The following is a 24,924-nucleotide window of genomic DNA, read 5'->3' as shown; positions in this document are numbered from 1 at the left end:
AGTCGGCCCGGCTCGGCGTCGAAGTCGTCGACCGTCGCGCCGACCTCCTCTTCCTCGTCCGATTCGCTGGATGAGGACGCCCCGCAGGAACTACTGCTGGACGAGGACGAAGACGACGATGACGATGACGAGGACGCGCCACACTTCGAGGCGCTGTCGTCGCTCGTGTCCGGTGTCGTTTCTGTGGACGAGCTTGCTTTGCTCGCGCCGCACTTGGAGGCGGTATCGGTCTCTGCTTCCGCTTCGCTCGCGGCCGTGCCGCTCGCGTTCTTCGAGGCGCTACGCGCCTCGCCAGCCTCGCTTGCGCCGCATTTCGATTCTGTCTCGGTACTTGCGTCGGTGGTGTTGTCAGTGCTCATTGTCAGAAATCGTCGACGTCACGCCCGCCGCGCGGGGTGACGAGGAACTCCTGGTAGTCGTTGCGCCAGACTTCGGTCTCGTGGGTGCCGACGACGATGGACGAGCCCATGCCGCCGACCTTGTCGTCGTGCTCGGGCAGGTCGCCGAGCGTGGTGATAGTCTCCGTCTCGTCGTCGAGATTTCGCCCGGCCTCGCCGCGGCCGGAGTCGTTGACGATAGCGGCGGGCACGTCGTCGGCCCGTTCCTCCCGCAGAACATCGACGGCCCGCTCGTAGTCGCGCCAGCAGTTGTAGAGGACGACGACGAAGCCGCTGATCGCGGCCGCCCGGAGTTTCTCCTCGATTTCGTCCCAGCCGCGCCACTTGTCCGACAGCGAAATCGTACAGAAATCGTTCGACAGCGGCGCGCCGAGGTTCGCCGCCCCCGACAGCGCCGCGGTCACGCCGGGGACAATCTCGATGGGCACGTCGTCGGCGTCGTCGGCGTCGGCCATCGTAAACAGCAGGTCGGACTTCCCGTAGACGTTCGGGTCGCCGCCGGAGACGTGGGCGATGTCCTCGCCGGCCCGGACCCGCTCGAATGCCTCGCGGGCGAGTTCGACCTGTTTGCCCATCGACGACCGGATGAGCGTCTGCCGGCTGCCGTCGGGTCGCTCCAGCACGGCTCCCTCTTCGCCGGCAATTTCGCCGTCGTCGGTTTCGCCGTCGAGTTCGGCCGACTGGGGCGGGAGCGTGCCGTCCTTCCGGAGGAACTCCTGATAGAGGTTCGAGGCGATGATGCAGTCAGCGGTCTGGATGACGTCTTTCGCCCGCTGGGTCATATCGTGGGGGAGCCCCGGCCCGATGCCGACCACGTACAGCGTCCCGTAGTCGGCTGGACGCGTCGCCTCGGCCGCGGCCGCTGTCGACTGGCGTCCGTCGCTGCTCATCCTGGGTCTCCGAGAGCCGCCGTTCGAATCTCGATACTGTGGCGCATGGTGAGTACAACGCCGCTTTCGCATAAAACAATTGTGCTTGTACTAGTGCAAGTGTACGTGTTGAGAGGGTGTGGTTCAGTTGTATTCGAGTTCGAGGAAGCGTCAAGAGCAGTGGCTGGTCAACCGTATCACGTCGGCGGATGGCACCGCAAAACAGGTCGATACCCCGCGGTCAGGTGTTTGTCAGCCCGCCGTCGACCACAACGCTCTCACCGTTGACGTAGGAGGCCATATCGCTGGCGAGGAACGTTGCCACGTCGGCAATCTCCTCGGGTTCGCCGAAGCGGCCCGAGGGGATGAGTTCTTTCAGCATCATCTTCTTCGTGTCGTCGATGCGCTCGTCCTCGAACATCTGGGTCTTGCTGTAGCCCGGATGGATTGCATTGACCCGGATGTCGTAGTTGCTCAGTCGGTCTGCGAGCGCGTAGGTGAACAGCCGGACTGCACCTTTCGAGGTGCAGTAGTTGACCAGCAGGCCGGTCCCGCGGATGCCACCGGAACTGGACATGTTGATGACGGTGCCGCCGCCGTTCTCCCGCATCGCCTCGGTCGCGGCCTGCGCGCCGAAGAACACGCCCTTCGTGTTCACGTCCATCAGCCGGTCGTAGTCCTCCTCTGTGGTTTCGTAGAAGTCCGCTATCTCAGAAATGCCGGCGTTGTTGACCATGATGTCGATACCGCCCAGTTCTTCGGCCGCGGCGACGGCCACCTCCAGATCGTCGGGGTTGGTCACGTCACACTCGACGAAATGCGCCGTCCGGTCGGTCTCAGCTTCGACCAGTTCGTGGGTCGGTTCGCCGCCCTCACGGGGGTCCTGCTGTCGGTCCGCAACAATAACGTCTGCACCGTGCTCCGCGTACCGTCGGCAGATGGCCCGGCCGAACCCGCTTGCGCCGCCCGTAACGACCGCCACCTTATCTTCGAGTAGTGTTGTCATGCGCCATTTGTCATCACAGGCGCACATAATAAATAAGTTTAGAGTTGTACAGTGGTGTGAACTCAAGACAGTTATCGAAGCACTGCCAGGGAGAATTCAGTAGCTGCTGGGTGACGAAAAGACGAAACGAAAACCCGATTTCTGACAAAAAGCGAGCTTAGCGTCCGATAGCGACGGTCACGGCCTCGTCGTAGCGGGTCTTCTCGGCCAGCAGGTCGTGCTCGCTGCCGGCGGCGATGGCCGACGCTTCAGCAATGCCCGGCCACCCGATAAGTTCCTTCGAGCGCGAGGGGGTCGGCCCCTCGAACCCCTCCAAAGTCCCCTTCTCGAAGGCAACGACGCCGAGGCCCCACTCCTCCGCGGCGGCGAGCATTCCTTCTTCATCGGCTTTCCGGGTGCCCGTGGCGACGAACTCCACGTCGTCGCGGTCAAGGTCAGCCTCGTCGAGTGCCTGCTCCCAGGCCGCGTGGAACTGCTCGACATCCGCGCCAGCAACGCTACCGGTACCTAGCACGACGCCGTCATCTTTGTTGCGTTTGAGTACCGTCACGTCGTCGTCGACCAGCACGGCCTTCGGCCCGTCGAGGCGCTCGATTGGGCCGAGTTCGTCGTCCAAGACGGCGAGGTTCGTCGCCACGGTCGAGTCACCGTTGACCACGTGAGCGTCCAGTGCTTTAGCCTGCTTCTCGACGCCCTGCTTGTCGGCGGCCTCGCTTGCGGTCGTCATCGCCGGCACCGCGCCCATGCTCGCGAGGTCGTCAGCGACCTGATTTGCGCCGTGGTGGCCGCCGGTGATCGGGATGGCCCACGTGAGTTCCTCGTCGACGACACAGATGGCGGGGTCGTCCCACTTGTCGTCGAGCAGGTGGGCGGTCTTGCGCATCGCAATACCGCTCGCCATCAATCCGATGAAGCAGTCGTACTCGCCCCAGTACTCCTCGAACACGTCGCCGTGGTATTCGAGGATGTCGATGGATTCGTAACGGTCGCCGATGCCGTCGACGATGTCCTCGGCCGTGTCCATCTTCCGCTCGAAGGCCACGATGGCGATGTCTTCGGCTACTTCGCCGTCTGAATCGGGTGCTTTGCAACTGTTCGAACTGGATTCGTTGTCTGTGTCAGTACTCATGGATTATATCCGGCCGGTGAAATTGCCGCAGGCGCGACCGCCGGCCGGGAAGCCGCGTAGGTGGTGTCTGTGGGTCGGTGCTCGGCTGCGAAGCGACGCTCACCTGTTGTCGGCGCGCGCTGGCGCGCTCCGATGGGGCGCCAAATCTGTGCGAGGGATGAGCAGCACAGCGAGTGAAACGAGCGAGCAGCGCAGTCGGTTGGGGAGGTCTGTGGCTCGTGGTGTCGTGCGGTGCTGTCGGGTGGACTGAAAGGGGCCGGGCGCTCCGGGACGACGACCGACGCAAGCACGCGAGCGAAGCGAGCGCGCACAGCGAGGTCCTCGACTGGAGCGCGCGGGGGCTTTCTGGCGGTCGTCCACCACTGAAGGACTCTTCTCGAAACCCCCAGCCACTACTAGTCCTCGACCGGAGCATCCGGGGGCTTTCGAGTTGTACTCGGCGAAATAGGCGATTCATCCTAGTCGTCGGCTTCCTGCGTCTCATCGGAACTTCCCCGGTTCGCCCAGTCGCCGTAGAGGAACGACCGCTCATAGTCCTCACCACCAACAGCATCCCCAATCACGACCATCGCGGAGGCGCGATAGCCCGCGTCCTCCAGCTTCTCGCCGATGGTCGCAATCGTCCCCTCGATGACGTCCTCATCGGGCCAGGATGCGTGGTAGATAGCCGCCACCGGCGTTTCAGGGTCGTGGCCGTCTTCGAGCAGCCGATCCATCGTCTCGCTGACGGCGTGGGTTCCCAAGTAGATGCAGGTCGTGACGTCGCCCATACCGACGAACTCGGAGATGTGGTCCTCGTCCTCGTCCAGCGTCTTGCCCTGCGGGCGGGTGAAGGCGACGTGGTTCGCGACCTCATTCAGCGTCAGCTGGGTTCGCATCGTCGCGCTGGCGGCGAATGCGGAGGTGACGCCGGGGACGATGTAGGTCGGGACGCCCTCGTGTTCGAGCGCGTCCATCTGCTCCAGAGCCGCGCCGTAGATGGCGGGGTCGCCACTGTGAAGGCGGACAACGGTGTCGCCGGCCTCGTAGGCGTCCCGCATCAGCGGAATCAGCTCTTCGAGGTCCTTGCCGATGGAGGACACCGTTTCGGCGTCTTCGCAGTACTCCTCCAGCAGTTCGCTGTTGACGAGCGACCCGGCGTGGACCACGAGGTCGGCGTCAGCCAGCAATTCCCGCCCAGCGACGGTCAGCAGCCGGGGATTGCCCGGCCCGGCTCCGACGAAGGGAATGCCCTCCTGCTCGTCGCCGGCACTGTACTCGTACACACGGTCGTCTCGGTTCCCGGCGACAGAGTCGATTGCCGTCTGTGGGTCCGTCTCGCTCGGTTGTTCAGTCATGCTTCACCTCGTCGCCGCAGAGAACGGCTTCGGAGCGTTCCTGTCTCGCCAGTTCACCGATAGACTGCTCGCCGCCATCGGTCACGACGCCGCTCTCGTCGGCCGCTTCGAGGAAGGCGTCGGTCGCCTGCTCGACGCGCGTCTCGGGCTTCTCGGCGTAGGCCAGCGTGTAGTAGTCTCGCTCGTCGATCTCGCTCGGGTCGTCGGTAACGATGGTCTCGCCCTGTTCCATGAACAGCCGGCGGCCGTACACCACGTCGTAGCCGGCCTCGACCAGCCCTTCGTGAGTGGCCGGCGCGTCGGTCACTTTGAACAGAATCATCCGGTCAGGGCCAGTCGGCGACGCGCCGCGGTCAGCTTCCCTGAGTGCGAGGCTCGATCCGGCGGTGATTTCGACGCCCAGCGCCGTCGCAAACGCCGACATGGCGCTGACGCCGGGTACGACTTCGAGGTCGACCTCGGGGTGGAAGGCGGCGAGCGTCCGCCGGAGGTGACCGAAGGTCGAGTAGACGTTCGGGTCCCCCAGCGTGACGAAGGCGGCATCGCCGTCGCGGGCGGTCGGCGCAATCTCGGCGGCGGCTTCTTTCCAGGCCGTCCGGAGTTTCTCCTCGTCACGTGTCATCGGGAAGTCGAGGTCGCCGATACGCTCCTCGGGGACGTGCTCGGTCGCGACCGACCGCGAGAGCCGCCCCGGCGAGTACACCACATCGGCCGATTCGAGTGCGCGCTTCCCGCGGACAGTCACCAGATCGGGCTGCCCGGGACCAAGGCCAATGCCGTAGAGGGTCATTGCTGGCCTCCGTCGGTCGCCTCAGTCTGGGCCGGTGCCCCGCCGTCGGCTGCCACATCCTCGCTGGCGCTGCCGACGAGCATGTACACCGGATTCTCCGAGTCGAAACTCGTCGCGCCGGCGAGTTCGTAACCGTGGCTCACCTGGAACTGGACGACCTCCTCCAGAATGTCGCGTTCGCGGAAGGCCTCCGTCGCCGCGCCGGCGACTTCGAGCCGCGAGACGTTCATGACGATTCGGTCGACACCGGTCTCGACCGCGTGATCGAGAACGGCCTCGTAGTTGCGTGATCCGCCGAGGAACAGGGCGTCGGCGTCATCCGGCAAGCCCTCCGGGGCCTCGGCCTCGCGCAATTCGACATCGGCGTCGACATCGTTGGCAGCGAGGTTCTTGCGAGTCACATCGAGTCGGTTCCCCTTGCGTTCGAGCGCAGTGACCCGCCCGGCCCGGCGCGCCGCCGTGATGGTGACGGCACCGGTACAGGAACCGACCTCCGCGAAGTGGTCGGACCCGGTGAGAGCGAGTTTGCTAGCGAGGACGGCCCGGACCTCCGGCTTGGTGGGACCGGCCTTCGCATCGTGTGGGAGCGAGACGCGGGACATCACGCTATACAACTACAGTAGCGCGTAAAACAATTTTGGTTGTATTAGTCCAAGTCGAGATTACAACGGCGTCTGAGACGGGTGGAGCAACGAGTCGATGGGCTGGTCGGATAGCAAAACGAGCAGGAAAGACAGCGGGATCGAAAACAGACTCGGGCTCAGAACTCCGGCCCAGGTGCCGGAACGCCGTCGCTGTCGTCGCCGCCGTCGAGGTCGAACTCCTCACGTAGTTCACGGATACGGTCCCTGATGTCCGCCGCCAGTTCGAACTCCAGATTGTCCGCGGCTTCCTGCATCCGCTCTTCCAGTTGTTCGATCTGGCGAGCGGCTTCGTCGGCGTCGCTCGCTCCGTCACTGGAAATACCGCCGGTATCGGTCTTGCTACCGGGCAGGTTCGTCTCGCCGACTTCCTTCTCAATGGTGGTCGGTTCGAAGCCGTGTTCCTCGTTGTACTGCTGCTGGATGCGCCGGCGGCGCTGGGTCTCCTGAATGGCCGACTGCATGGCGTTGCTCCGCTCGTCGGCGTACAGCACGACCTCGCCGTTGACGTTCCGGGCGGCCCGCCCCATCGTCTGGACGAGCGTCGTCTCCGACCGCAGGAACCCCTCCTGATCAGCATCGAGAATCGCCACGAGGGACACCTCCGGAATGTCCAGTCCCTCCCGGAGGAGGTTGATACCGACCAGTACGTCGATGTCGCCCAGCCTGAGCGAGCGGATGAGTTCGTGGCGTTCCAGCGTGTCCGTCTCGTCGTGCATGTACGCCACGTCGACGCCGGACTCCTCCAGATATTCCGTGAGGTCCTCAGCCATCCGTTTCGTGAGCGTGGTCACAAGTACCCGCTCGTCGCGTTCGACGCGGTCGTCGATGCGTCCGAGCAGATCCTCTACCTGCCCCGTTGCCGACGCGATTTCGACGGCCGGATCAACGAGGTGGGTCGGGCGAACGATCTGCTCGACGACCTGGTCGCTGTGTTCACGCTCGTAGTCGCCCGGCGTGGCGCTCACGTACAGCGTCTGGTCGGTCTTCTCCTCGAACTCCTCGAAGGTGAGCGGGCGGTTGTCGAAGGCCGTCGGCAGGCGGAAGCCGTTCTCGACGAGGCTCTCTTTGCGGCTCTTGTCGCCTTCGAACTGACCGCGGATCTGCGGGAGCGTCTGGTGGGATTCGTCGACGACGGTGAGGAAGTCGTCGGGGAAGTAATCCAGCAGCGTGTAGGGGGCCTCACCCGTCTCGCGGTCCGAGAGGTGGACCGAGTAGTTCTCGATGCCCGAGCAGTAGCCCGTCTCCTGCATCATCTCGATGTCGAACGTGGTCCGCTCCTCGATGCGCTGGGCGGCGACGTGGTCGCCCTGGCGCTCGAAGTAGCTGATTCGCTGGTCCAGCAGTTTCTCGATTTCGTCGATAGCTCGCTGGAGCCGCTGTTCCGGAATCGAGTAGTGCTCCGCCGGGTGGAGCAGGGCGGCCGGCTCTTCGCTTTTGACCTCACCCTCCAGCGGGTCGACCTTCAGCATCCGGTCGATCTCGTCTCCCCAGAACTCCACGCGCAGGGCGTAGCGGGCGTACATCGGATAGATTTCGAGCGTGTCCCCGCGCACACGAAAGGTTCCCTGCGTGAAGTCCACGTCGTTGCGCTCGTAGTTCAGGTCGACCAGCCGACCGAGCAGTTCGTCGCGCTCGATCTCCTGCCCGACTTCGAGCGAGAGGGACATGTCGATGTAGTTGCGCGGGTCACCGAGCCCGTAGATGGCCGACACCGACGCGACGACGATGACATCGTCCCGGGTGAGCAGCGAGCGCGTCGCGGAGTGGCGCAGCCGGTCGATCTCGTCGTTGATAGAGGCGTCCTTGTCGATGAACGTGTCCGTCTGCTCGACGTACGCTTCGGGCTGGTAGTAGTCGTAGTAGGAGACAAAGTACTCGACGGCGTTGTCCGGGAACAGCTCGCGGAACTCCTCGTACAACTGGGCCGCGAGCGTCTTGTTGTGGGCGATGACGAGCGTGGGTTGCTGGATCTCCTCGACGACCCACGAAACGGTGTTTGTCTTCCCGGAGCCGGTCACACCGAGCAGGGTCTGTCGGTCCATCCCCTGCCGGAAGCCCGACGCGAGTTGTTCGATGGCCTCGGGCTGGTCGCCCGCCGGCTCGAACGGGGCGTCGACGCGGAACGCACGGTCGACGTCCGGTCGGTCAATAGAGAGTGGTCCGCCGGTGTCGCTCATTACTCACACGTCGGGCTGGACGGACTTGAGCCGCGTGGTTCGTGAGGCGTTAGCAGACCGGCTTCGGGTTCACGCCGAGGTCTTCGAGCGTCTCGAAGTACTCGTCGTACGCTGTCGAAACAACGTCGATAGCAGCCTCCTCCGCGGCGTCCCAGTTGTCGTCGCTCTCGCACGCAGCATCGAGGAGTTCGGCGGCCTCGTCGCGGAGGTCCACCACGTCGCTGCCGGCGCTGCGGAACGTACTCGCGGTCTGTGGGTCCGCCTGCCCGGTGAAGAAGCCAGTGTACTGCTCTTTGACCTTCTTGTCGACGAGCGCCCAGCCGACGAAGCCGCCGAGTCGCTCGACGGTCCCGTCGAAGTCGTCGAGTACGTCGTGCATCGCCGGCGTTCGGTCGACCGGCTCGGCGTCGAGGCTGTCACGGCGCTCGGCCGTCTCGGTGGCTGCATCGGCAAATAGCGCGGCCGCGTCGTCGTTCGCGTCGTCGCTCCAGGCGTCAAAGGTGTCGTGGGCCGCCTGCTCGCGGGCGGCCGCCGCCGCCAGTACTACGTTCGGTTCCATCTCGCCGCGGGTGTCAGCGTACAGCGTCTTCGAAGAGCCCAGTCGGGAGAGTTCCGTCTGCTGGTCGTCACGAACTGCGTCGATAAGGTCGGCTGCGGTCATACTCTGGCCTGTGGCCGGCGCGGGCTTGTAACCATCGGACCCGCCGCTAGAAGGCTCATGTGGCTGCGGGGAGTAAGCCCCCTTCTGTTCGGGCCAGCATTCGGCTGAGCGGCCACGTCCAGCGCTTGCGCGCAGCGTCGGACTACCTGTCGACGCGGCCTTGCACCGGTGAGGTTTCGCCGTTCCATCGGTCCGTCGCCGGAGGCGTGGGGCGCGTCAGCGGCCCACGGAATGCGTGGGGCATCTGCGGCCCACGTGTGGAGCACAACTGTGGTCCACGAACGCGCGCCCCGGAGTCACCGGGTCGCGACTGCCCTCGGTGGGTTAGCTCTCCCTCGCTTTGGCCGCGTGCCGCACCGTCTGGTGGGGCACGACCAGCCTCGCTCGGGATTCGCACACCTCATCGGTCCGGCGACGACGTGTCGTTGCTGTTCCAGAGCCGACGGTCTCCCGCCCCGGGCTTGCGCCCGGTCACCTGTCCGACAGGTGGGGGGACTTTCCTCATGGCTTGCGCCACGGGAGCCGGCCTCCCGCTGCCACCAATGGGTACGCCAGTGCCGCGAATAAGGCTTACCAACGACCTTTTTTGTCGTCGGGTTCGAGTCGCGCCGCTGGCGCGCTCGAACCACTCCTCGAAAAACGTCGATGAAAAAGGCCGGACTCGCCACGCCGTGGCGAGTCCGGGGAAACCGCTCGCTTCGCTCGCGGTATGCGCAACAGTAACGGCAACTGCTGATTTTGTGTATTCGAGTGAGCCTGCCCTTCCCCGGGTCGCGCGACGGAGCGCGCTCCCGGCCACAGGCGGTGAATAGAAGCGAGCAAAACGTGAGCAACCGTACGATTCGAGAAAATCGAACCGAGAGTGCCCAGCAGTGCGTCTTAGTCGTCAGAGGGTAGGGGCTCGCCGGAGCCGTCGGTCGGCGCGGGCGAGGACTGCATGTCGTCGTCCTCTGCGTAGGGGTACCACGTCATCTTCGTGTTGTGCATGTACGGGTCGTGGTAGTCCGTCTCTTCGGGTTCGACCATCTCGGCCAGCGTCTCCTCGTCGCGGTCCTCGACGAAGTCACGGAAGGTCTCGCCGCCCTCGCGGGCGTCCTCGAAGTTGTTGACGAGGTTCTTGATCGCGCCAGGAACTTCGTCGGCCGGGACGCGCATCTCCACCCAGTCAGCGAAGCGCGGGTCGTCGCCGAGGCCGCCGCCGAGGCCGATGTCGAGCGCCTCGACCGGTTCGCCGTCCTTGCGGGTCTTCATCCCACGCAGGGATACGTCGGCGATCTGGGGCTGGGCACAGGAGGCCGTACAGCCCGAGAGGTGGATGTGGAAGTCCTTGTGGTCCTCAGGCAGTTCGACGTTGTCCTTGAGCCAGCGGGCGTACCGCACCTGACGGTTCTTCGTCTCGACGATCGAGAGCGAGCAGTACTCCGTGCCCGTGCAGGCGATGGAGCCGCGCATGAACGGGGACGGGTCTGGGGAGTAGTTCTCCAGCAGGGGTTCGCTGGTGAACTCGTCAAGGTTCTCCTCGGGCACGTCGGTGACGATGATGTTCTGACGCTGGGTCAGTCGGACCTCGCCGGAGCCGTACTCGTCGGCGAGTTCCGCGAGTTCCAGCACGTCATCAGCACCCATGCGGCCGACCAGCACGTTCAGGCCGATGTAGTAGTTGCCGTCCTTCTGCTCGTGGATTCCGACGTGGTCGTTGTGCCCGTCCTGGGACCCGGTGTTGTAGCTGTACTGGTCGCGCATGTCCTCGCCAGCAGTCGGGAGTTCGAAGTCGACGTACTCCTCCTGCAGGACCGAGCGCATCTTTTCGGGACCCCACTCGTCCATGAGGAACTTGATGCGAGCGTTGAAGCGGTCCTCGCGGTCACCGTAGTCACGGAAGAGCGAAGACATACCGTGGGCCACGTCAGCGGCCTGCTCCGGCGGGACCCACACGTCGATGTCACGGGCGAGGCGCGGTTCCTTGCGGGAGAGACCCCCGCCGATACGGACGTTGAATCCGAGTTCGCCATCCTTCTCAGCGGGCTCGAAGGCGAGGTCGTTGATGTCGCCCTGTCCACAGCCCTCGTCACAGCCGGCGATGGCGACCTTCCACTTGCGCGGGAGGTTCGAGTAATCGTCGTTGCCCTTGAACGTCTCGTGGAGATCCTCAGCGACGGGCCAGGCGTCGACGTGCTCGTGTTTGTCCTTACCGGCGACGGGACAGCCGACGATGTTCCGCCAGGAGTCGCCACAGGCCTGCTGAGTTCCCAGACCGACGGCTTCGAGCTTCTCGAAGATTTCCGGGATGTCCTCCAGCTTGATCCAATGGAGCTGAATGGACTGGCGGGTCGTCCAGTCACAGTAGGCCTCACCGAACTCGGGGTTGTCGACGGGACCGGTCGCGTACTCCTTCGCGATTTCGCCGATGACTTCGAGCTGGCCCGGCTTGATGACGCCGTTTGGCGTCCCGATACGCATCATGAAATACGACTCCTGGCCGGAGCGCTGGTGGTACAGGCCCCACCATTTGAAGCGCTCGAACCAGGCGTCGTGTTCGTCTTCCGGGATGGCGTCCCAGCCCTTTTCCGCGAACTCCATCAGATGCTCCCGAATCTCGTTACCGTAGACCTCGTCCTTCCATTTCTCGACTTTACTGGGCATAGCTAGTGTGTTCTCTCACAAGTCTCACAGACTTATACAACACACTTTGCCGTCAACCGTCTCCCCCACTCCCCGAAACAAGAAATTGTTGCCTATTTCTCAGGGTGGGCAAGCCGGGTCCGCTTCTCCGGAAAATGGACGCTTTCGTGGTCAACACCGTAGAACTCGCCGGAATCAGGGTCTACGACGCGCCCGACGGTTAGCCAGTCGGTAACGCCGCTTTCACCGCAGGCGATGCACTGCCCGGCTATTCGCGCCTGAATGTCCGGGTAATCCACCCCCACTTTCACGAACCCCTCAGCGAGGAAATCCGTCGTCTCACACCCACAGAAGTCGCTTCGAGCCAACAACCACAGGTCCGAGACGTTCACTTCCCGTGAGTCGTTGACGGAAATCCAGGCCCCGTCGTCGAGCTGGTGAACGTCAGTTGTCATTACATCTCATTAGATTCCAGAGATACCTGAGGGCATCGGCGGTTGCAAGTATCACCGCGGTCGGGTCGAATCCACCGCAGTCATGCGGTGACTGCATCAGAGCATAATAGTCCACTATTTGTTGGGTTCTGTACGAGATACAAACAGATGTTGCCTGTAAGTCGCAGTGCGGGCCAAGCTTACAGGAGAGTCCGTGTTTAAGATAGTGGGGCCATTATGAAGGAGTACGACACCACGTGGCGGCCACGCAGGCCGCCGCTGTGACAGAAACGATGACGAAGGCACAACAGACCCACGACGACGACGCCGAACGCGAAGAGCCGACCACAGACCACCTCGACAACGTCGAGGACGGCTGCGGTTGCACAGAAATCTGGGAGCACATGAGCGAAGAGCGCGAGAGCGCCTCCGACGACTGATACAGACTGTTGTGACTGCGTATTAATTGCGCCGGCCCGGGTCGGCGAAATCCCGGAATGACTTACAATAGCCTGTATGACACCCCTGTACGGGATACTTTTGTGCGGCGCTCCCCAAGCACGTATCGATGCCTGAGGGGCCCGACAATTACGTTCCATCGACCGACCGTGAATCACCGGTCGGTAAACCGGTTATCCGCGGGGACCCAGCACTCACTGGCCAGCGACCCGAGGAGGCCATCGAGTTCGATCCCGACGACCCCGAGAGCCTCGAGCTCGCAGCCAGAACGGTCGAGAAGTTCTCCGAGAACACTGCCGGCGCCGACGATAACGTGTTCATCCTGCGCGGCGCGGCCGCGTGTGCGGCTCTGGTCCGCGGTGAAGGGTCCTACAAGGCCGCTGCCGAACGGGCCGGCGGGGAGGCGTCGGTCTCGTTCATCCGCAAGTGGTCCCGCGTGCACGATCTCCCGCGGTCCGTCCGTATTCACGTCGCCAAGGGAGAAATCGCGCCGACGGCGGCCAAACACATCGCCAGAGTCTCCGGCGAATCCCGCCTCCTGCTGGCGTGGGCCGCCCTCGATCACGACCTCACCGTCCGCCAGATCCGATCCGTTGCCAGCAGTGTCAACGACGGCGCGTCCGTGGACGCAGCGCTCGCCAGGAACGGGTACGCGCTGGGGGAGTTGCGAACGCAACTCGATCGCGACGCCTATTGTCGGCTCCGCCGACAGGCCGCACTCGATGGGGTCTCTCCCGGAGAAGTCATCAGCGAGGCTATCGAATCGTACTTCGACGACGGACCGTAAGGCCTTAATCGCCGCTCCCCCGAGCGAATAGCGAGGGCCGGTAGCTCAGTTAGGCAGAGCGTCTGGCTTTTAACCAGATGGTCGGGGGTTCAACTCCCTCCCGGCCCGTTACCCTATGAACGACAGTGAATAGTGGTAACGCTACGGAGGAGTTGGACCCTGCCAGTCGCGCGCAACGAAGTGAGCACGTCTGGCTCCGGTTCAACTCTCTCCCGGCCCGCTTTTCTGTGTACAAGAAACAGCGCGACAGTGCATAGCCCGAGACCGGTTCATTTACCACAGAGACAGCGAATGTCACCAGTATGGACGGAACTACCGGTACGGTTCAGCGCGTATTTTCGCAGCCGTTGCGCCCACTAGGTGTCACCGTCGGTGTATTGCTCGTCGTCGCCACGTTCGCGGCGATTGCCAGCACGCCGTGGCAGACATACGCCTCGATGGGCGCGGCGATTATACAGATGATCGCGGCAGTCCTGATGGGTGTGATCGGTATCGGACTGGCGTACATCAGCTGGGCAGCCGACGCGTAAATCAGTCGCTCAAAAAGCCGAAAACAGACGTCGTTGTTATCCGCGGACGGGCATATACGCCATCCCCAGCATCAGTACGGCAGCGATGCCCGAGAGGATCGAGATGCCCCAAATGCCGTTCTTTCGCTCGTGGAAGTAGTCCTGCTGGTCGAGTGTCTCCTGATACTGACCGTACTGCTGAATCGGGACGATCTGGACGGTGTGGTGGTCGGGGAAATGCGTGAAGAACCGCTGCTCGTTCAGCGTGATATTCCCACCCTCGGAAAGTTCGATTGTGTTCTCGCGCGGGGCGAACCATTCGAGCGTCGCGCCACTGTCGCTCACGTCAGAGATCGTGGTCTCCTGCGTCCCGCTGTCGGTCGCGTACGGGTAGGTGTCGCCGGTGGTGAACGAGACCGTCTCGGGCTCTGGGAGCCACTCGCTCAGCGGGACTTGCGTATTGTTCGACCGGTAGACCACGTACTCAGTCCCGTTCTGGGTCGCTAGCGTGTTCTTGACCGAGGAGTCCTCGGCGAGGAGCCCACTGACGTTGAGTTCTTCTTCGAGGGTCACCGTACTCTCGTTGCTGTCGGTGTGCACGCGGTAGGTGTCGTTCTGATAGGTCGTCGTAGCGTTGTGCTCTAACGTCGCAGTGTACTGTGACGATTCATTCGTCCACGAGAGGTCAGCGGCCATACTGCCGCCACCGCCGCCGTGGCCGCCACCGCCGCCGCTGGACATGTGGATGTTCGTGGCTGTGTATTCCGTTCCGTCGACAGTGAATGCACTCTCGTTGGTCAGTTCGGCGTCAGCGTCGAGCGACACCGCCGGCCGCTGACTCTCCGCGACGCCGATGTAGGCGTACGCAGCAACACTGATAACGAGGAAGAACGCGAAGTACGCCGCCGCGGCTCGTCGTTGCATATCAGGAGGGTCAGTCGCCGCGCCGTTTAATGATTACTTTTCGAGTGTATCGGTACGCGGGTGGCACGGCCGTTTTGCCCCGGCAACGGCGGTGCAGATGCATCACACTGGTCAGGCTGTCTCAGATTCGCCAGCGAGAACATCGTAGCTGTCGAGCGTCCCTGCCATCGGCGGAGCATCCGGATCGTCTTTTCGCTGTGTGCCGTAGTCCATCCACACGCCGCTCGTGTAACTGTACATCTCGAATGCGGCGTCGGTCTCGACGACGATGTCGATGACTGCGTCCTCGGGGGCATCATCGAGAACAACAGCCGACCGAACGTCGTTGTCGTGGTGCATCACCCAGACCGCGACAGCGCCATCGATGTCATCCAGCAAGGCACTGGCTTCAGCCGGCGAGAACGGGCGGTGTGGCCAGTCGTCGACGGGTTCTGGTTCGTCCATGACAAGTAGGACGGGGCGGACTGGTATCGGTGTTCCCCCAATTCACAGCCTCGCCTGACCGTCAGTCGGCGAAGTAGCTGGTGAAAAAGCCGGAGAGGAACGACGAAATGGCAACGGCCAGAGCCATATCAGTCAGGCTCCACGGCGCATCTTCGTCGTCGGCCAGCCAGACAGTGATACCGACGCTGACGACTAGTGAAACGATCCCGTTGAGGAGGTGCTTGTTCTTGAGCAGACTCATACGCCTGTCTGTTGGTGCGGGGTTCGTATAGAGATTGGCCTCCAAGCGGTGTTTGCTGACTGATACGGAGCCGCCGAGTTAGCCACACGGGTTGGGTTCAGAACTGTGACAGCTAGCCGTCACAGCAAACCGTATACCGAACGTCAGCCCGGACAAGCGACTCAACCTTCTCGACAGCGCTGTCGATCGTCTCGAACTGCCCGAACTTGCTCACGACCGACCCATCCGCGCGTAACACGACCGTCCACCGGTAGCCGTCCGGACCATCAGCCCGTTCAAACGCGATTTCGCGGTCAGGTAGTCGAGCAACGACCGGGCCATCAGTAGCGACCGTCCACGACACGGTATCGGTAAGCGCGCTTTCCAGTGCCATTTCGAGTCGCCGGCGGAGTCTGGCCGTCGGTTCGTCCCGTACGTCCATACAGAAACATCGGAGCGCAGACGCATAAGCCGTTGTGACACGACACAACGTTCAAACGGTCCAAACCCCTACAGTGGATGTGACTCAGTCGCTTCTCGTCTACGACGGCAGTACCGACCTGTTCCGGCGCGCTGCCGAGACGATCACCCGCTGTGCCACGGATATCACGCCTGTTCCCTGGGAATCCGACGCGATTCAGGCGTTTCTCCGGGCACAGTTTGACGACCCACCGTTCGCGTTCATTCTGATCGAAGGTGAGTCCGTCCACGTCGGCGAAGCGGCCGTGAAGGAAGCGCTGGAAGGGCTCGATGTCGCGGCCCCCGTCGCTCGGTTGGCCGAGCAGGTGTATCCAACCGCCGCTGGGCCGTTCGGGCGTCTCGTCCACGGCCAGGTTCCGGCCGATATCCACGGGACCTTTCCGCTGGACGAGGTGGCGAAAGCACACATCGAACCGCTCCGGCAGGTCCATACGATACCTGTCGAAAGAGAGTAATCGAGGCGGTCAGTGGTATTGTCGGCCGGAATTGGCCTGTTGTGCGGTCTATTTTCCCGGGAGAACGACAGCCACCACGACTACCGTTTTCGACGTGTTTGGACGATGCGCCGTCAGGTACGCTGCGTTGCGTTGAACAATCCCATTCCTAGTCACAACAATTTACGCTTTAATCGCAAATACAGCGGGATATCCCGGTCAGTGTCGCGGACACGTCGTTTGCTTGTCCCAAGCAACCCAATAATGAATGCTAGCACAGCAACAGTGAGCGCCGCATTAATCACACCTAATGCTACCAATGGGTGGATGTCATGCATTGCGATAATGACCGAGGGGGGCAGCAACACGATATAACGGTACTCGGAGACGGTCACGACCTTCTGTTCGCCTCGTGGCGGTGCAGGTACATACAGCGCTGTTGAGTCCGTTTCGCCACCCGGCACATCGAGCCACCGGTTCTCGATAGTCGTCCGACCAGACGCGTTAAACACGACGAGCATAGTCACCAATGCGTCTTCGTTGTTAGCTACAAGCGTGGCTTCAACTGGTTCACCGGGGGCGATGTTGTTCCCAGCTGCGATTTCACCCGCCGGGATCTGGTGGGTCGAACTCGGAGCGACCATTGCGATGTTGGCTGGCACAATAATGATTGCAGTCAGAAAGAGCGCGGCGTAGCGCGGGTCAAAGGTATCCTGCCCACGCGAACGGGCCCGTTCACGCGAGGACCTATTCACGATCCCGCTGCCGATGCTTATTGCAAACAGTATCACGCCGGAGACCAGCATCACTGATCCTGCCTGCCAGGACTCGGCTGCCTGCTCAACCCCAAGGACCGTCGTGACCGCAGTTAGAATGTTCGTGACGACGACGCGGCCGGCGAGGATGGCCGTGCCGAAATTCGGGATTGTCACCACCTGTCCACCAGGTTGCCAGGCGACCGCGACGATCTGGCTTTCAGTCACGGGCGGTTCGGCCCCGTCCTGGTCTGTGAACGGATTCGCATCCCCACGGGTGATGTATCCCCGGTCAGTCTCGCCGACAACTCGGTGTGTCGTCAGCTCCCCACCACGAATCTCCTGTGACTGGAATACGATGACATCACCCTGCTCAATGTCGCCCGCAACCTGCTCCGGAATCGCAACGAAGCCGTCGCCTTCCTGAATCGTTGGCGACATGCTTCCGGACACGACGAAGCTCAAAAGCACTGGCTGCCCGACGAGTGCACCCACGATGAGTGCCAGAACCAACACAAACCCGCCGATTGTCAGTCCTTTTGTCACATACGTTCGGAGCATGCCAATGTGTCGCTACGCGATGTAGACCAGCAGAATATAAATCGGTGTTGCTGAGTCGAAGGGGACGACGCGATCCCCCTGTCATCATGGGCTACCACGTTCCGGACCACCGTTTAATACAGTCACGAGCAGTGCCTCCCGAAATCAATATCGAACACCTGTCGTGGCCACAGAGGGACATACGCAGCACAAACTGTGCCGGGGCGACCAGCGATTGTAGAAAGTGACCGATCAACGGCGTCACCCGTCGTTTGAATCAGACATCTCGTTTTCATCAGGGTGTGTTGCATCAGCGTCCTCGCCCGAGTCGTTGAAAAGCAGGCTTGAAAGCGACGCCGTCGCTCCTTCTCTGTCTTCCGCAGCGGACTCAGTATTGCGTGTCGCTGGTGACGCAAGCCGATCGACAGCCGGTGGCGCCGTGTACGTGTAGATTTCACTGTCGACGAGGACTGCATACTGATCACCATCTTCGAGGACGCGCCTGTCACTATCGATAGCAATGTCAACGAGGTCCACCAGCGAGTCCGTCGGGACAGGTGTCCGGTCGTCGGTATCCGGGATTCGTGCCGTTGAGATCCACTCGTCAAAGTCGTCACGTGCACGCTCGAACTCGTTGCGCGCTCGCTCACGGTCAGTGACTTCAAGCCAGCCACGCCTGCGTGCTGTCCCGAGGAAAGCCATACAGAGCAGTCCGAGCACACAGAGCACAGGCCCCCCGTACAGTTCCAGCCGTGTTGGCTCAATGGTCCGGGTCACCTGCTCGGTCGCGTCGTAGGGACTCGCACCCGCTGTGGTAGTGCTGACGCGGTAGACACTCCGTCCGGGCACAATCTCGATGCGGTCAGTGCGAGTGTCGGTGAACGTCTCTCCGTCGACTGACGACTCGACAGTTGTGTCGGCGACGAGGAGAACCTCGGTTTGTCCGGGGGCAGCCCCGAGATCGTTCTGTATCGCTTCGGTACGGTTGAGGATTGTCGGGATGTCCACGCTGACTGTGGTTGTTGCCGCCTCACCGTCCGCTACCTCAACGGCATCGAGCGTGTCGAGCGAGTCGCGTGTCTGCCAGTGGACCACCTGATTCCCGTTTCGTTCCTCGACCGCGCGGATGACTAGCGACAGGTTCGTCGAGGTGACTGCCGCGTTCCCGTCGGTGTTGTCGTGTGAGACCGTGTACGTGCCATCGAGTTCGGGCGATGCCGTCGTAAAATACAGCGACCGGTTGCTGAGTTGCTCACCCGAACTGAAAACCTCGGTATCACGCGTCACTGTTGCCCCGTGTTCGAACTCGCTTTCCACCGTCCACGTGCCGACGGTCTGTTGTTCAGTAACTGTTTCCGCGCCGTCGATATGGCTGTCGTAGGTGACGTAGCCGCCAGCAAGCGTTAGCGCAAGTGCAACGAGTAATATCAGGACAAACCAGCGATTGAGGGCGGAGCGAACAGACGCTGAAAGTACGTTATCCATTTTTACCATTTATATCCGGTAACCTGCGGTACGGCGTGGTCACCAGCCCCGTCAAGACTGATGCACTATCGTTTTCTGCTTTGTTTGAGTCGCTGTTGGCCATATTGTTTTGTTGCACTACATACAGTGTGATTTTCGGGTAGATACGCTCATGGGACTTAGCCGCCTATGCTGCCGCCATCGCCGCCTTTGCTTGTGTTGTAGAGGTTTTCCACCCACTCGTCAGTGAGCGCAGTATCATACACTTTTGGCTCATCCATACGGCCGTTGAACGGGAAACTCAGGATGCCACTAGCATTAATTCCGTTGCCAAGGCGGAGGGGTTCGTTGGAACCAAACGGGTCTTCCAAGTCGCTCTCGTGTTCTTTTACGCCATTTACATATACTTTGTCTCCAGATGACTCAGATGAGCGGTGGGTCCAGACGACATGGTTCCACCTAGATTGGCTTACTGTTGCACCTGTGTTTATCACATTCGTTTTTCCATCTTGTTGTCCAGTTTCGATTCCGATTTCAAACCCAGAACGAGAATGACGCGTGAGGAAGAATTGGTATCCGCTTTCGATAGCAGAATTCCATTTGCTGAACAGCCGTGCATACGAGTTCGGAATCGAATACGGTTTTATCCAAACGGAAAGTGAGAACTCGTCTCCTTCTATGAAATCTAATTTAGAGCTGTCGAATATCCTAACTACGTCTCCTCGGTTACTATTGCCACTGAAATCTTCTTGGTTACTATTGCCGCTGAAATAAAGGACGCGGCGGCGCTGCCTGGACAGTCTTAGCGATGGCCAATAGTTGGGTAGGCGACTGGCTCCGCTATTGCCCCAACTATCTGGGACGCTTGGATTTCCAAGGCCTATTTTATCAAAATCCCAGTACGAAACCCGGGGATCTTCGTATTTAACGGTAGATTCCCGTTCAACGGTCACTTCTTGATTTGCAGTGCTAGCAGTAAAATCAAGCGTAACATCATATTCGCGGTCGGAACCGATAGACACGTTAGGGAGGAGATCGAGTGTTGCCTTGATCGCTCCCTGTTCTCCTGGTGCAATACTATTAGGTGTGTCAAAATAGTTAGAAGGGGACACTCTCTCGCCCTTGAAAATATCAGCCAGCGCAATACTACCAACACTGGCATCCTCCAGTACTATGTCGCTGACCTCTTCTCCAAGATTGTTCTGTAATGTTATCAACGATACCGTCTGACCGGGGCTACCGCCGTCGCCTAGTGATGTAATCCCCAGCAGCGGACCATCAGAACTGTCTTCAGTTGTGTCGATATTCACCTGACGGTCGGCGGTCACGTCTGTGAACCCACCAGTACCCCACGTCAGGAGGCCGGCACCACTACCGATTAGCGCAAGTGCACTCCGGCGAGTCCACTTCTTGCTCATGTTTCAACATCCGGGGGCGTCTCGCCCGCTCCGAGACGGAGTTGCTGGCTCTGCCAGACGTGATACAGTCCGGAGCAGAGAAACAACATGACGACGAGACCAGCCCACGCGAGGTCGGGAATACTGGCTGGGAACACATCCAGCCCAGCAGCGCCAACGACAGCCCCCGACAGAACTGACAATCCGAGGTAGTACTGTCCCCACGGGATGGAGTCTTCCGGCACGACATCCATGTACACGTCGAGGTCCGCTGCCTGTTCGGTCAGCGTGACTGTCCCATTGTCGTATTCGATCACGCCCGCACGGTCCATTGCGGGCAGATGCGTCTGTTGCATTGACGTGTACACGCGATGGCGCTCGCTGGACGTGATCTCACTCTGTGGTTTCCCGTTTTCCCACGCCGCCACCTGTTCAGCAATATCCGAGAGTTCTGAGTCACCGTCTGCTTGCTTCGCTACGTGTAATGCGTATCGGCGGCGGTGATTACTGAGTAGCTCAAACACCTCGTCTCGTGTAATCGCGTCACCAGCCGCTGTCCGGTTGCTTTGCTTCCCACCCACTGCCATTGCCGACATATTAGTTTATAATATGTAAAAGCGTTCTGGAATGTCAATGGTAACAAAATTGTATGTAGATTAGGCTGTTAGCAGACGGGACCTGGTGTTGACAGCTTCAGAGACGGTAGTACAGAGATTTATATATAGGATTACTGATAATGCAGCAGATGAGTCTATGATCTTGTGAGCGTTGAATACTGTTGGGTGCCAAGATGTGAGTAGTCGACGCGGTGTACTAGCTACAGTGAGTAGATAAGATAGAGGCATTGTTACGGTTTATCAGTGGCAAGACGCTCCGGAGCTGGTACCTGCGCTGTCTGCGATTACCCGATGTCTACATCATGACATTTATTGACAAATAGGAGTGAAATAAATAGCTTCCTGAGTTGTCAAAGCCAGTCTGCGATTCACGTCTGAGTTTTATTGTTCTGTAATGCTGATGTCGAGGTCTTCGCTTTTATTCGAGGTTTCTGTCGTAATTTCGGCATTTGAAGAACTACTACTTGAAGAGACTGAGACGACTGCTCCGTCGCTAACCGACTCTTCATCGACCTGCGTAAGCACAGTTCCGCCATTATCTCCCCCGAACGTAACGTTAAACTTACTGTTGCTGTCACTGTTTGGCATGAATTTAAAGAGACCATTGTACCCGAGAGTCGAGTTCGGTGGGAGGCCATTATTTTCGCCAAAGACGATTGTCACATCATTAGCAACGAGGCTCACGTACTTGTGGCTCACATTGTCGTACGTTCCATCTGTGCCCGGGTTTGCTCCATCCTGAGCACCCGGATTAGCGGGGAACAGGTTTGTTGCAGTAGCAGAGTTACCGTCAGGGCCTTTGACTGAGACGTCACTTGACGACGTATCGACAAGCACATCGACAGCGTTGCTTGTGATTGTGTCTGCGATATCGTCTTCGGTAGTTTGGTCTACACCGTCTACGAGCCCGTCCGTGCCACTATCTGCACCGAAAACGTTCACTTCGACTGAACGCGTCGCGGTAACGCTCGTGAATGCGCCCGTACCGAAGAGCGCCCCACCACTGATTGCCAATCCGCCGAGTCCCGTAAGTACGTTTCTGCGATTCATATGTTAGTCAGCACGTTATGGCCGTGCCGTACCAGCCACAACAGTTTCCGGGGACTTACTATTGTACTGCTTGAGCGGGGTTATAGCCGTGCTTGAGGCGTTAATGGACGGCATTAACCCCGCTCAGGCACGTCAATAGTAACTGGTGGGCTAGCGTTCTGTAGTACAACAGATGAGGCTAAATCGACGAAGTGTCCTGCTCGGACTCGGGACAATCAGTGCGACTGTCGGCGGCGCGTTTGGCTCCGGTGCATTCTCCTCAGTTGAAGCGACACGGACAGTTACGCTTAGTACTAGTGACGATGCAAGTGCGCTTGTGAGTTTTAAACAAAATCCAAACAAGAGCTATGCTACTGATCTAATCACTACCGGCGGCTCCGACAGTAACGGGGCGATTAAGATTCAGCAGAGTAATCTAAATGAACGGGCAACAACGCGATTTGAGGATGTCCTTCGCGTAAAAAACAACGCAGACAAAGAAGTCAGTGTTTCGGTGAACGATGATGGGGGAAGCAGTTCGACAACACCAGACCCGAACGACCTCATCGGAGACGTGCTTGATATCCGGTACAACGGAAACACAATCGTCGATGACTCCAGCGACGGTGATAATGCTGTTTCCCTGAGCGCAGGCAACTCCAAGGACTTCACAGTTGTCGTTGACCTTCGAAACGGCAACAAAGGAGAGGAGATCAGTTCGATCAATGCAATCGTCTTTGCGGCACGAACAGCAGGAGCAAGCGGTACCAACTGATGTCTGTTGTTGAACAGTAGGCGGACGGGCTCACGGTAGCGTTATGCAGTCTCACACGCCACGATATGAAATGGTACTTCGCTCTTGGACTCGTGTTCGTCGTCTGCGGGACAGTCATGTCCACGGCCGCGGTCCCGCTCTCAGAACCCGTTGATGAACTCGCTCCGGCGGAGGACACCGGAGTTGCGCTGGCTCCAGCTGACACGCCCAACGGCGACCGCTACGCATCGTTTGACAGCAGTGGCGAGCTTGTTATTTCTGTTGACGTTTTTTCGGGCACCGAGACCGTATTCGACGACGTGTTTGTCGTTAGTTTTGCGGGAGTCAACGGTACCGACGAAGCGGCGACGATCCAGATCGAGCACGAGAGTGAGTGGTTGGACATCTACCAGAACACAGACACAGGTACACGCAAGTCGGTCGATGAAGTGAGTCATACGCTTACGCTTGCCCCGGGCGAGCAAGCAACGCTCGGGTTCACCGTGGCGACAGACGCCGACAGCCCGTCGTCCCTCTCCGAGACAGTGACGTACACCATGGAAGTTCCGGATGCCGAGTCAGACACTGATACGGGCGGCAGCAACGGTAATGACACTGACACAGGTAGCGGCGGCAATGACACTAACACGGGCGATGGAGACGGCACAGATGCGGGTAGTGGTGGTAGCGACGACGCCGGTACAAGTGGTGGTGGCGATACTAATACGAGCGATGGCGGCACCGGCGAGGAGAGTACGGATAGGCCTGGAACTGTGACGCCAACTGGAGAACCGACTGAAGCACCCGCTGGGGAAAGCAGCGGTGGTACTGGCATCGAAACATCGACTGGCGAGCCAACCGGCACATCTATCGACAGCCAGGAAGAGACTGAAACCGTGAGTGGCGGCGGGGCCGTGCCGCCGACACCCGAAAGCCAACAGCCAGCTGAGCCGAGTGGATTTGCGCTCGACTTTGACCCGGCATTCGGTATTGGCTGGGGACCATGGATGTTCATCGCTGGCCTGCTCGCTGTAGTGACGAATTACCTCGTGCAGACGCGATATCACGATGTGCTCCCGGTCCTCCAAACACAACCGAGTGACCGCCGTCGCCGGTTCCGTCGCGTCGCTGTCCGCGAAGCGGTGATCGGTCTTGTCGGAATCGTGCTCACAGTTCTTGTCGTGTCAGCGGTTTCGAGCGCCGGCTTCGGCCCGGTCGCGCAGTTGGGTACGGCGATCGCGTTCTCCGCTGCAGTCGGGACGGGTACTGGGTACCGGCTGATCCCGGAACTTGCTGCGATACCCGAAGCGCATGCCACCGAAGATGGCACCGGAGAGCACTAAACCACTCGATCAATCCGGTGTCCCATACTGTTGGCTGTAGCTTCGTAGTGATACTCAATACACTGAACTGGGAATGTGGATCACAGCCGCTAGTACATTTCTACAGTCGTTGATTGGGGCCCGTGCTCTGTGCCCGACTGGTCTCGGGCACTCCTGTGGCGTCATCTCCACATGGAAAAGAGTGAGAATTCAGGTTACTAACCGGGAAACATCGGCGTATGAGAGATCAAGAAGCCAAGGGCCGGATTTGAACCGGCGATGGGCGGCTCTGCAGGCCGCTGCGTTAGGCCAGACTCTGCCACCTTGGCGCGAATAGTGGTAGTCAACTCGGTCGTTTAAGCGTAGCGAATTCGATCAGCCCTCACCCTCTGACTGGCCCGGCTCGCCGACTCCTTCGACCGGGATAGTACTGTAGATTGACGATTGCGCCTCGTCGGGAGAATCGAACTGCTCGTCATCGATCCGATCCAGTACCGCAGCTAACGGTTCAGTACCGTCTGCGTACATGAGTCGTACATCGTCGAACTCCTGCTGAGCAGTCGCGACCGACAGCGGATACGTCGCCGTTTCAAGAAGCGCCGTGAGTTCGTTCAGTTTGACTTCACGGGTCATGCCATTGTTTCTCGACCCAGTTACGTAGTTACGCACTGGTTATAAATACAGAAAGCCCACTCGGAGAGATGTCTCTCCTGAGTGGGCTG

General features: G+C 60.3%; 26 protein-coding genes, 2 tRNA genes and 1 other RNA gene. 7 read left to right on the top strand and 22 right to left on the bottom strand.

What is annotated here, in order from left to right:
- Positions 1–361 precede the first annotated feature (361 nt).
- The 11 genes from ACYJ11_RS08055 to ACYJ11_RS08005 all read right to left on the bottom strand — a co-directional run bounded on the left by ACYJ11_RS08055 (position 362) and on the right by ACYJ11_RS08005 (position 12,088).
- Complete coding sequence (locus ACYJ11_RS08055; RefSeq protein ID WP_188977425.1) at positions 362–1,288, bottom strand: precorrin-3B C(17)-methyltransferase; 927 nt, start codon at positions 1,286–1,288, stop codon at positions 362–364.
- A 220-nt stretch (positions 1,289–1,508) separates the two neighbouring features.
- The gene (locus tag ACYJ11_RS08050) at positions 1,509–2,273 is read right to left on the bottom strand and encodes an SDR family oxidoreductase (RefSeq protein WP_461647404.1); all 765 of its coding nucleotides are present in this window, start codon (positions 2,271–2,273) and stop codon (positions 1,509–1,511) included.
- A 157-nt stretch (positions 2,274–2,430) separates the two neighbouring features.
- Positions 2,431–3,402, bottom strand: a complete 972-nt coding sequence (gene cbiG / locus ACYJ11_RS08045; protein WP_461647403.1) for a cobalt-precorrin 5A hydrolase — start codon at positions 3,400–3,402, stop codon at positions 2,431–2,433.
- A 458-nt stretch (positions 3,403–3,860) separates the two neighbouring features.
- Complete coding sequence (locus tag ACYJ11_RS08040) at positions 3,861–4,739, bottom strand: cobalt-precorrin-4/precorrin-4 C(11)-methyltransferase (RefSeq protein WP_461647402.1); 879 nt, start codon at positions 4,737–4,739, stop codon at positions 3,861–3,863.
- Positions 4,732–5,529, bottom strand: a complete 798-nt coding sequence (locus tag ACYJ11_RS08035) for a cobalt-factor II C(20)-methyltransferase (RefSeq protein ID WP_461647401.1) — start codon at positions 5,527–5,529, stop codon at positions 4,732–4,734. Before ACYJ11_RS08035 ends, ACYJ11_RS08040 begins: the two co-directional genes overlap by 8 nt.
- Complete coding sequence (cbiT, locus tag ACYJ11_RS08030) at positions 5,526–6,131, bottom strand: precorrin-6Y C5,15-methyltransferase (decarboxylating) subunit CbiT (protein WP_421642916.1); 606 nt, start codon at positions 6,129–6,131, stop codon at positions 5,526–5,528. The genes ACYJ11_RS08035 and cbiT overlap by 4 nt, the downstream gene beginning before the upstream one ends.
- 158 nt (positions 6,132–6,289) lie before the next feature.
- Positions 6,290–8,350, bottom strand: a complete 2,061-nt coding sequence (uvrB, locus tag ACYJ11_RS08025) for an excinuclease ABC subunit UvrB (RefSeq protein ID WP_170097724.1) — start codon at positions 8,348–8,350, stop codon at positions 6,290–6,292.
- Between the two features lie 49 nt (positions 8,351–8,399).
- Positions 8,400–9,011, bottom strand: coding sequence for a rubrerythrin family protein (locus ACYJ11_RS08020; protein WP_461647400.1), 612 nt, complete (start codon positions 9,009–9,011; stop codon positions 8,400–8,402).
- A gap of 61 nt (positions 9,012–9,072) precedes the next feature.
- An RNA gene (rnpB, locus tag ACYJ11_RS08015) (RNase P RNA component) lies at positions 9,073–9,549 on the bottom strand.
- Positions 9,550–9,890: 341 nt separating this feature from the next.
- A complete protein-coding gene (locus ACYJ11_RS08010; RefSeq protein WP_188977409.1) occupies positions 9,891–11,654 on the bottom strand; it encodes a nitrite/sulfite reductase in 1,764 nt (587 codons plus the stop codon).
- Positions 11,655–11,746: 92 nt separating this feature from the next.
- Entirely contained in the window at positions 11,747–12,088 is a 342-nt protein-coding gene (locus ACYJ11_RS08005) for a hypothetical protein (protein WP_461647399.1), read from the bottom strand.
- A 236-nt stretch (positions 12,089–12,324) separates the two neighbouring features.
- Between ACYJ11_RS08005 and ACYJ11_RS08000 the strand changes: the two genes are divergently transcribed.
- From ACYJ11_RS08000 to ACYJ11_RS07985, 4 genes are all read left to right on the top strand, one after another.
- Positions 12,325–12,507 carry a hypothetical protein gene (locus ACYJ11_RS08000; RefSeq protein ID WP_170097536.1) on the top strand — a complete coding sequence of 61 codons (183 nt, stop codon included), beginning with the start codon at positions 12,325–12,327 and terminating at the stop codon, positions 12,505–12,507.
- Positions 12,508–12,635: 128 nt separating this feature from the next.
- The gene (locus tag ACYJ11_RS07995; protein WP_461647398.1) at positions 12,636–13,313 is read left to right on the top strand and encodes a DUF7119 family protein; all 678 of its coding nucleotides are present in this window, start codon (positions 12,636–12,638) and stop codon (positions 13,311–13,313) included.
- A 34-nt stretch (positions 13,314–13,347) separates the two neighbouring features.
- Positions 13,348–13,421, top strand: a tRNA-Lys gene (locus ACYJ11_RS07990).
- A gap of 194 nt (positions 13,422–13,615) precedes the next feature.
- Complete coding sequence (locus ACYJ11_RS07985; protein WP_461647397.1) at positions 13,616–13,843, top strand: hypothetical protein; 228 nt, start codon at positions 13,616–13,618, stop codon at positions 13,841–13,843.
- A gap of 36 nt (positions 13,844–13,879) precedes the next feature.
- On the opposite strand, the gene ACYJ11_RS07980 is transcribed toward ACYJ11_RS07985, so the two are convergent.
- From ACYJ11_RS07980 to ACYJ11_RS07965, 4 genes are all read right to left on the bottom strand, one after another.
- Positions 13,880–14,746, bottom strand: a complete 867-nt coding sequence (locus ACYJ11_RS07980; protein ID WP_188977401.1) for a hypothetical protein — start codon at positions 14,744–14,746, stop codon at positions 13,880–13,882.
- Between the two features lie 111 nt (positions 14,747–14,857).
- Positions 14,858–15,190 (bottom strand): hypothetical protein, encoded by a 333-nt coding sequence (locus ACYJ11_RS07975; RefSeq protein WP_461647396.1) that lies wholly within the window; start codon positions 15,188–15,190, stop codon positions 14,858–14,860.
- Positions 15,191–15,251: 61 nt separating this feature from the next.
- Entirely contained in the window at positions 15,252–15,431 is a 180-nt protein-coding gene (locus tag ACYJ11_RS07970) for a hypothetical protein (protein WP_005536462.1), read from the bottom strand.
- 112 nt (positions 15,432–15,543) lie between these two features.
- Positions 15,544–15,852: a hypothetical protein gene (locus ACYJ11_RS07965; RefSeq protein WP_461647395.1), complete on the bottom strand. Its 309-nt coding sequence runs from the start codon at positions 15,850–15,852 to the stop codon at positions 15,544–15,546.
- A 79-nt stretch (positions 15,853–15,931) separates the two neighbouring features.
- Here ACYJ11_RS07965 and ACYJ11_RS07960 point away from each other — a divergent pair, with 79 nt between their 5' ends.
- Positions 15,932–16,345, top strand: coding sequence for a hypothetical protein (locus tag ACYJ11_RS07960; protein ID WP_461647394.1), 414 nt, complete (start codon positions 15,932–15,934; stop codon positions 16,343–16,345).
- 152 nt (positions 16,346–16,497) lie between these two features.
- Here ACYJ11_RS07960 and ACYJ11_RS07955 read toward each other — a convergent pair whose 3' ends face one another.
- The 5 genes from ACYJ11_RS07955 to tafA all read right to left on the bottom strand — a co-directional run bounded on the left by ACYJ11_RS07955 (position 16,498) and on the right by tafA (position 22,147).
- The gene (locus tag ACYJ11_RS07955) at positions 16,498–17,640 is read right to left on the bottom strand and encodes a signal peptidase I (protein ID WP_461647393.1); all 1,143 of its coding nucleotides are present in this window, start codon (positions 17,638–17,640) and stop codon (positions 16,498–16,500) included.
- A gap of 240 nt (positions 17,641–17,880) precedes the next feature.
- On the bottom strand, positions 17,881–19,104 hold the full coding sequence (locus tag ACYJ11_RS07950) for a DUF5305 domain-containing protein (protein WP_461647392.1): 1,224 nt from the start codon (positions 19,102–19,104) through the stop codon (positions 17,881–17,883).
- Positions 19,105–19,262: 158 nt separating this feature from the next.
- Positions 19,263–20,501, bottom strand: coding sequence for a TafC family fimbrial protein (gene tafC / locus ACYJ11_RS07945; protein WP_461647391.1), 1,239 nt, complete (start codon positions 20,499–20,501; stop codon positions 19,263–19,265).
- Positions 20,498–21,067: a DUF7344 domain-containing protein gene (locus ACYJ11_RS07940; protein ID WP_461647390.1), complete on the bottom strand. Its 570-nt coding sequence runs from the start codon at positions 21,065–21,067 to the stop codon at positions 20,498–20,500. The genes tafC and ACYJ11_RS07940 overlap by 4 nt, the downstream gene beginning before the upstream one ends.
- A gap of 411 nt (positions 21,068–21,478) precedes the next feature.
- Positions 21,479–22,147, bottom strand: coding sequence for a fimbrial protein TafA (tafA, locus tag ACYJ11_RS07935; protein ID WP_461647389.1), 669 nt, complete (start codon positions 22,145–22,147; stop codon positions 21,479–21,481).
- Positions 22,148–22,319: 172 nt separating this feature from the next.
- Between tafA and tafE the strand changes: the two genes are divergently transcribed.
- Together tafE and tafF are read left to right on the top strand one after the other, a co-directional pair.
- Positions 22,320–22,901 (top strand): TafE family fimbrial adapter protein, encoded by a 582-nt coding sequence (gene tafE, locus ACYJ11_RS07930; protein WP_461647388.1) that lies wholly within the window; start codon positions 22,320–22,322, stop codon positions 22,899–22,901.
- Between the two features lie 65 nt (positions 22,902–22,966).
- Positions 22,967–24,223, top strand: a complete 1,257-nt coding sequence (gene tafF / locus ACYJ11_RS07925; RefSeq protein ID WP_461647387.1) for a TafF family fimbrial protein — start codon at positions 22,967–22,969, stop codon at positions 24,221–24,223.
- A 232-nt stretch (positions 24,224–24,455) separates the two neighbouring features.
- Here the strand turns inward: tafF and ACYJ11_RS07920 are convergent.
- Positions 24,456–24,531 (bottom strand) — tRNA-Cys (locus ACYJ11_RS07920).
- Between the two features lie 46 nt (positions 24,532–24,577).
- The gene (locus tag ACYJ11_RS07915) at positions 24,578–24,835 is read right to left on the bottom strand and encodes a DUF5789 family protein (protein ID WP_461647386.1); all 258 of its coding nucleotides are present in this window, start codon (positions 24,833–24,835) and stop codon (positions 24,578–24,580) included.
- Positions 24,836–24,924: the final 89 nt, after the last annotated feature.

It is taken from the genome of Haloarcula sp. H-GB5 (assembly GCF_054850705.1).
This window is presented reverse-complemented; position numbering and strand designations above follow the sequence as displayed.

What these genes read in the sequence shown, in the direction of transcription:
- ACYJ11_RS08055 (WP_188977425.1), bottom strand. Translation starts at nt 1,288, where the DNA reads ATGAGCAGCGACGGACGCCAGTCGACAGCGGCCGCGGCCGAGGCGACG.
- ACYJ11_RS08050 (WP_461647404.1), bottom strand. Translation starts at nt 2,273, where the DNA reads ATGACAACACTACTCGAAGATAAGGTGGCGGTCGTTACGGGCGGCGCA.
- cbiG (WP_461647403.1), bottom strand. Translation starts at nt 3,402, where the DNA reads ATGAGTACTGACACAGACAACGAATCCAGTTCGAACAGTTGCAAAGCA.
- ACYJ11_RS08040 (WP_461647402.1), bottom strand. Translation starts at nt 4,739, where the DNA reads ATGACTGAACAACCGAGCGAGACGGACCCACAGACGGCAATCGACTCT.
- ACYJ11_RS08035 (WP_461647401.1), bottom strand. Translation starts at nt 5,529, where the DNA reads ATGACCCTCTACGGCATTGGCCTTGGTCCCGGGCAGCCCGATCTGGTG.
- cbiT (WP_421642916.1), bottom strand. Translation starts at nt 6,131, where the DNA reads ATGTCCCGCGTCTCGCTCCCACACGATGCGAAGGCCGGTCCCACCAAG.
- uvrB (WP_170097724.1), bottom strand. Translation starts at nt 8,350, where the DNA reads ATGAGCGACACCGGCGGACCACTCTCTATTGACCGACCGGACGTCGAC.
- ACYJ11_RS08020 (WP_461647400.1), bottom strand. Translation starts at nt 9,011, where the DNA reads ATGACCGCAGCCGACCTTATCGACGCAGTTCGTGACGACCAGCAGACG.
- ACYJ11_RS08010 (WP_188977409.1), bottom strand. Translation starts at nt 11,654, where the DNA reads ATGCCCAGTAAAGTCGAGAAATGGAAGGACGAGGTCTACGGTAACGAG.
- ACYJ11_RS08005 (WP_461647399.1), bottom strand. Translation starts at nt 12,088, where the DNA reads ATGACAACTGACGTTCACCAGCTCGACGACGGGGCCTGGATTTCCGTC.
- ACYJ11_RS07995 (WP_461647398.1), top strand. Translation starts at nt 12,636, where the DNA reads ATGCCTGAGGGGCCCGACAATTACGTTCCATCGACCGACCGTGAATCA.
- ACYJ11_RS07985 (WP_461647397.1), top strand. Translation starts at nt 13,616, where the DNA reads ATGGACGGAACTACCGGTACGGTTCAGCGCGTATTTTCGCAGCCGTTG.
- ACYJ11_RS07980 (WP_188977401.1), bottom strand. Translation starts at nt 14,746, where the DNA reads ATGCAACGACGAGCCGCGGCGGCGTACTTCGCGTTCTTCCTCGTTATC.
- ACYJ11_RS07975 (WP_461647396.1), bottom strand. Translation starts at nt 15,190, where the DNA reads ATGGACGAACCAGAACCCGTCGACGACTGGCCACACCGCCCGTTCTCG.
- ACYJ11_RS07970 (WP_005536462.1), bottom strand. Translation starts at nt 15,431, where the DNA reads ATGAGTCTGCTCAAGAACAAGCACCTCCTCAACGGGATCGTTTCACTA.
- ACYJ11_RS07965 (WP_461647395.1), bottom strand. Translation starts at nt 15,852, where the DNA reads ATGGACGTACGGGACGAACCGACGGCCAGACTCCGCCGGCGACTCGAA.
- ACYJ11_RS07955 (WP_461647393.1), bottom strand. Translation starts at nt 17,640, where the DNA reads ATGCTCCGAACGTATGTGACAAAAGGACTGACAATCGGCGGGTTTGTG.
- ACYJ11_RS07950 (WP_461647392.1), bottom strand. Translation starts at nt 19,104, where the DNA reads ATGGATAACGTACTTTCAGCGTCTGTTCGCTCCGCCCTCAATCGCTGG.
- tafC (WP_461647391.1), bottom strand. Translation starts at nt 20,501, where the DNA reads ATGAGCAAGAAGTGGACTCGCCGGAGTGCACTTGCGCTAATCGGTAGT.
- ACYJ11_RS07940 (WP_461647390.1), bottom strand. Translation starts at nt 21,067, where the DNA reads ATGGCAGTGGGTGGGAAGCAAAGCAACCGGACAGCGGCTGGTGACGCG.
- tafA (WP_461647389.1), bottom strand. Translation starts at nt 22,147, where the DNA reads ATGAATCGCAGAAACGTACTTACGGGACTCGGCGGATTGGCAATCAGT.
- tafE (WP_461647388.1), top strand. Translation starts at nt 22,320, where the DNA reads ATGAGGCTAAATCGACGAAGTGTCCTGCTCGGACTCGGGACAATCAGT.
- tafF (WP_461647387.1), top strand. Translation starts at nt 22,967, where the DNA reads ATGAAATGGTACTTCGCTCTTGGACTCGTGTTCGTCGTCTGCGGGACA.
- ACYJ11_RS07915 (WP_461647386.1), bottom strand. Translation starts at nt 24,835, where the DNA reads ATGACCCGTGAAGTCAAACTGAACGAACTCACGGCGCTTCTTGAAACG.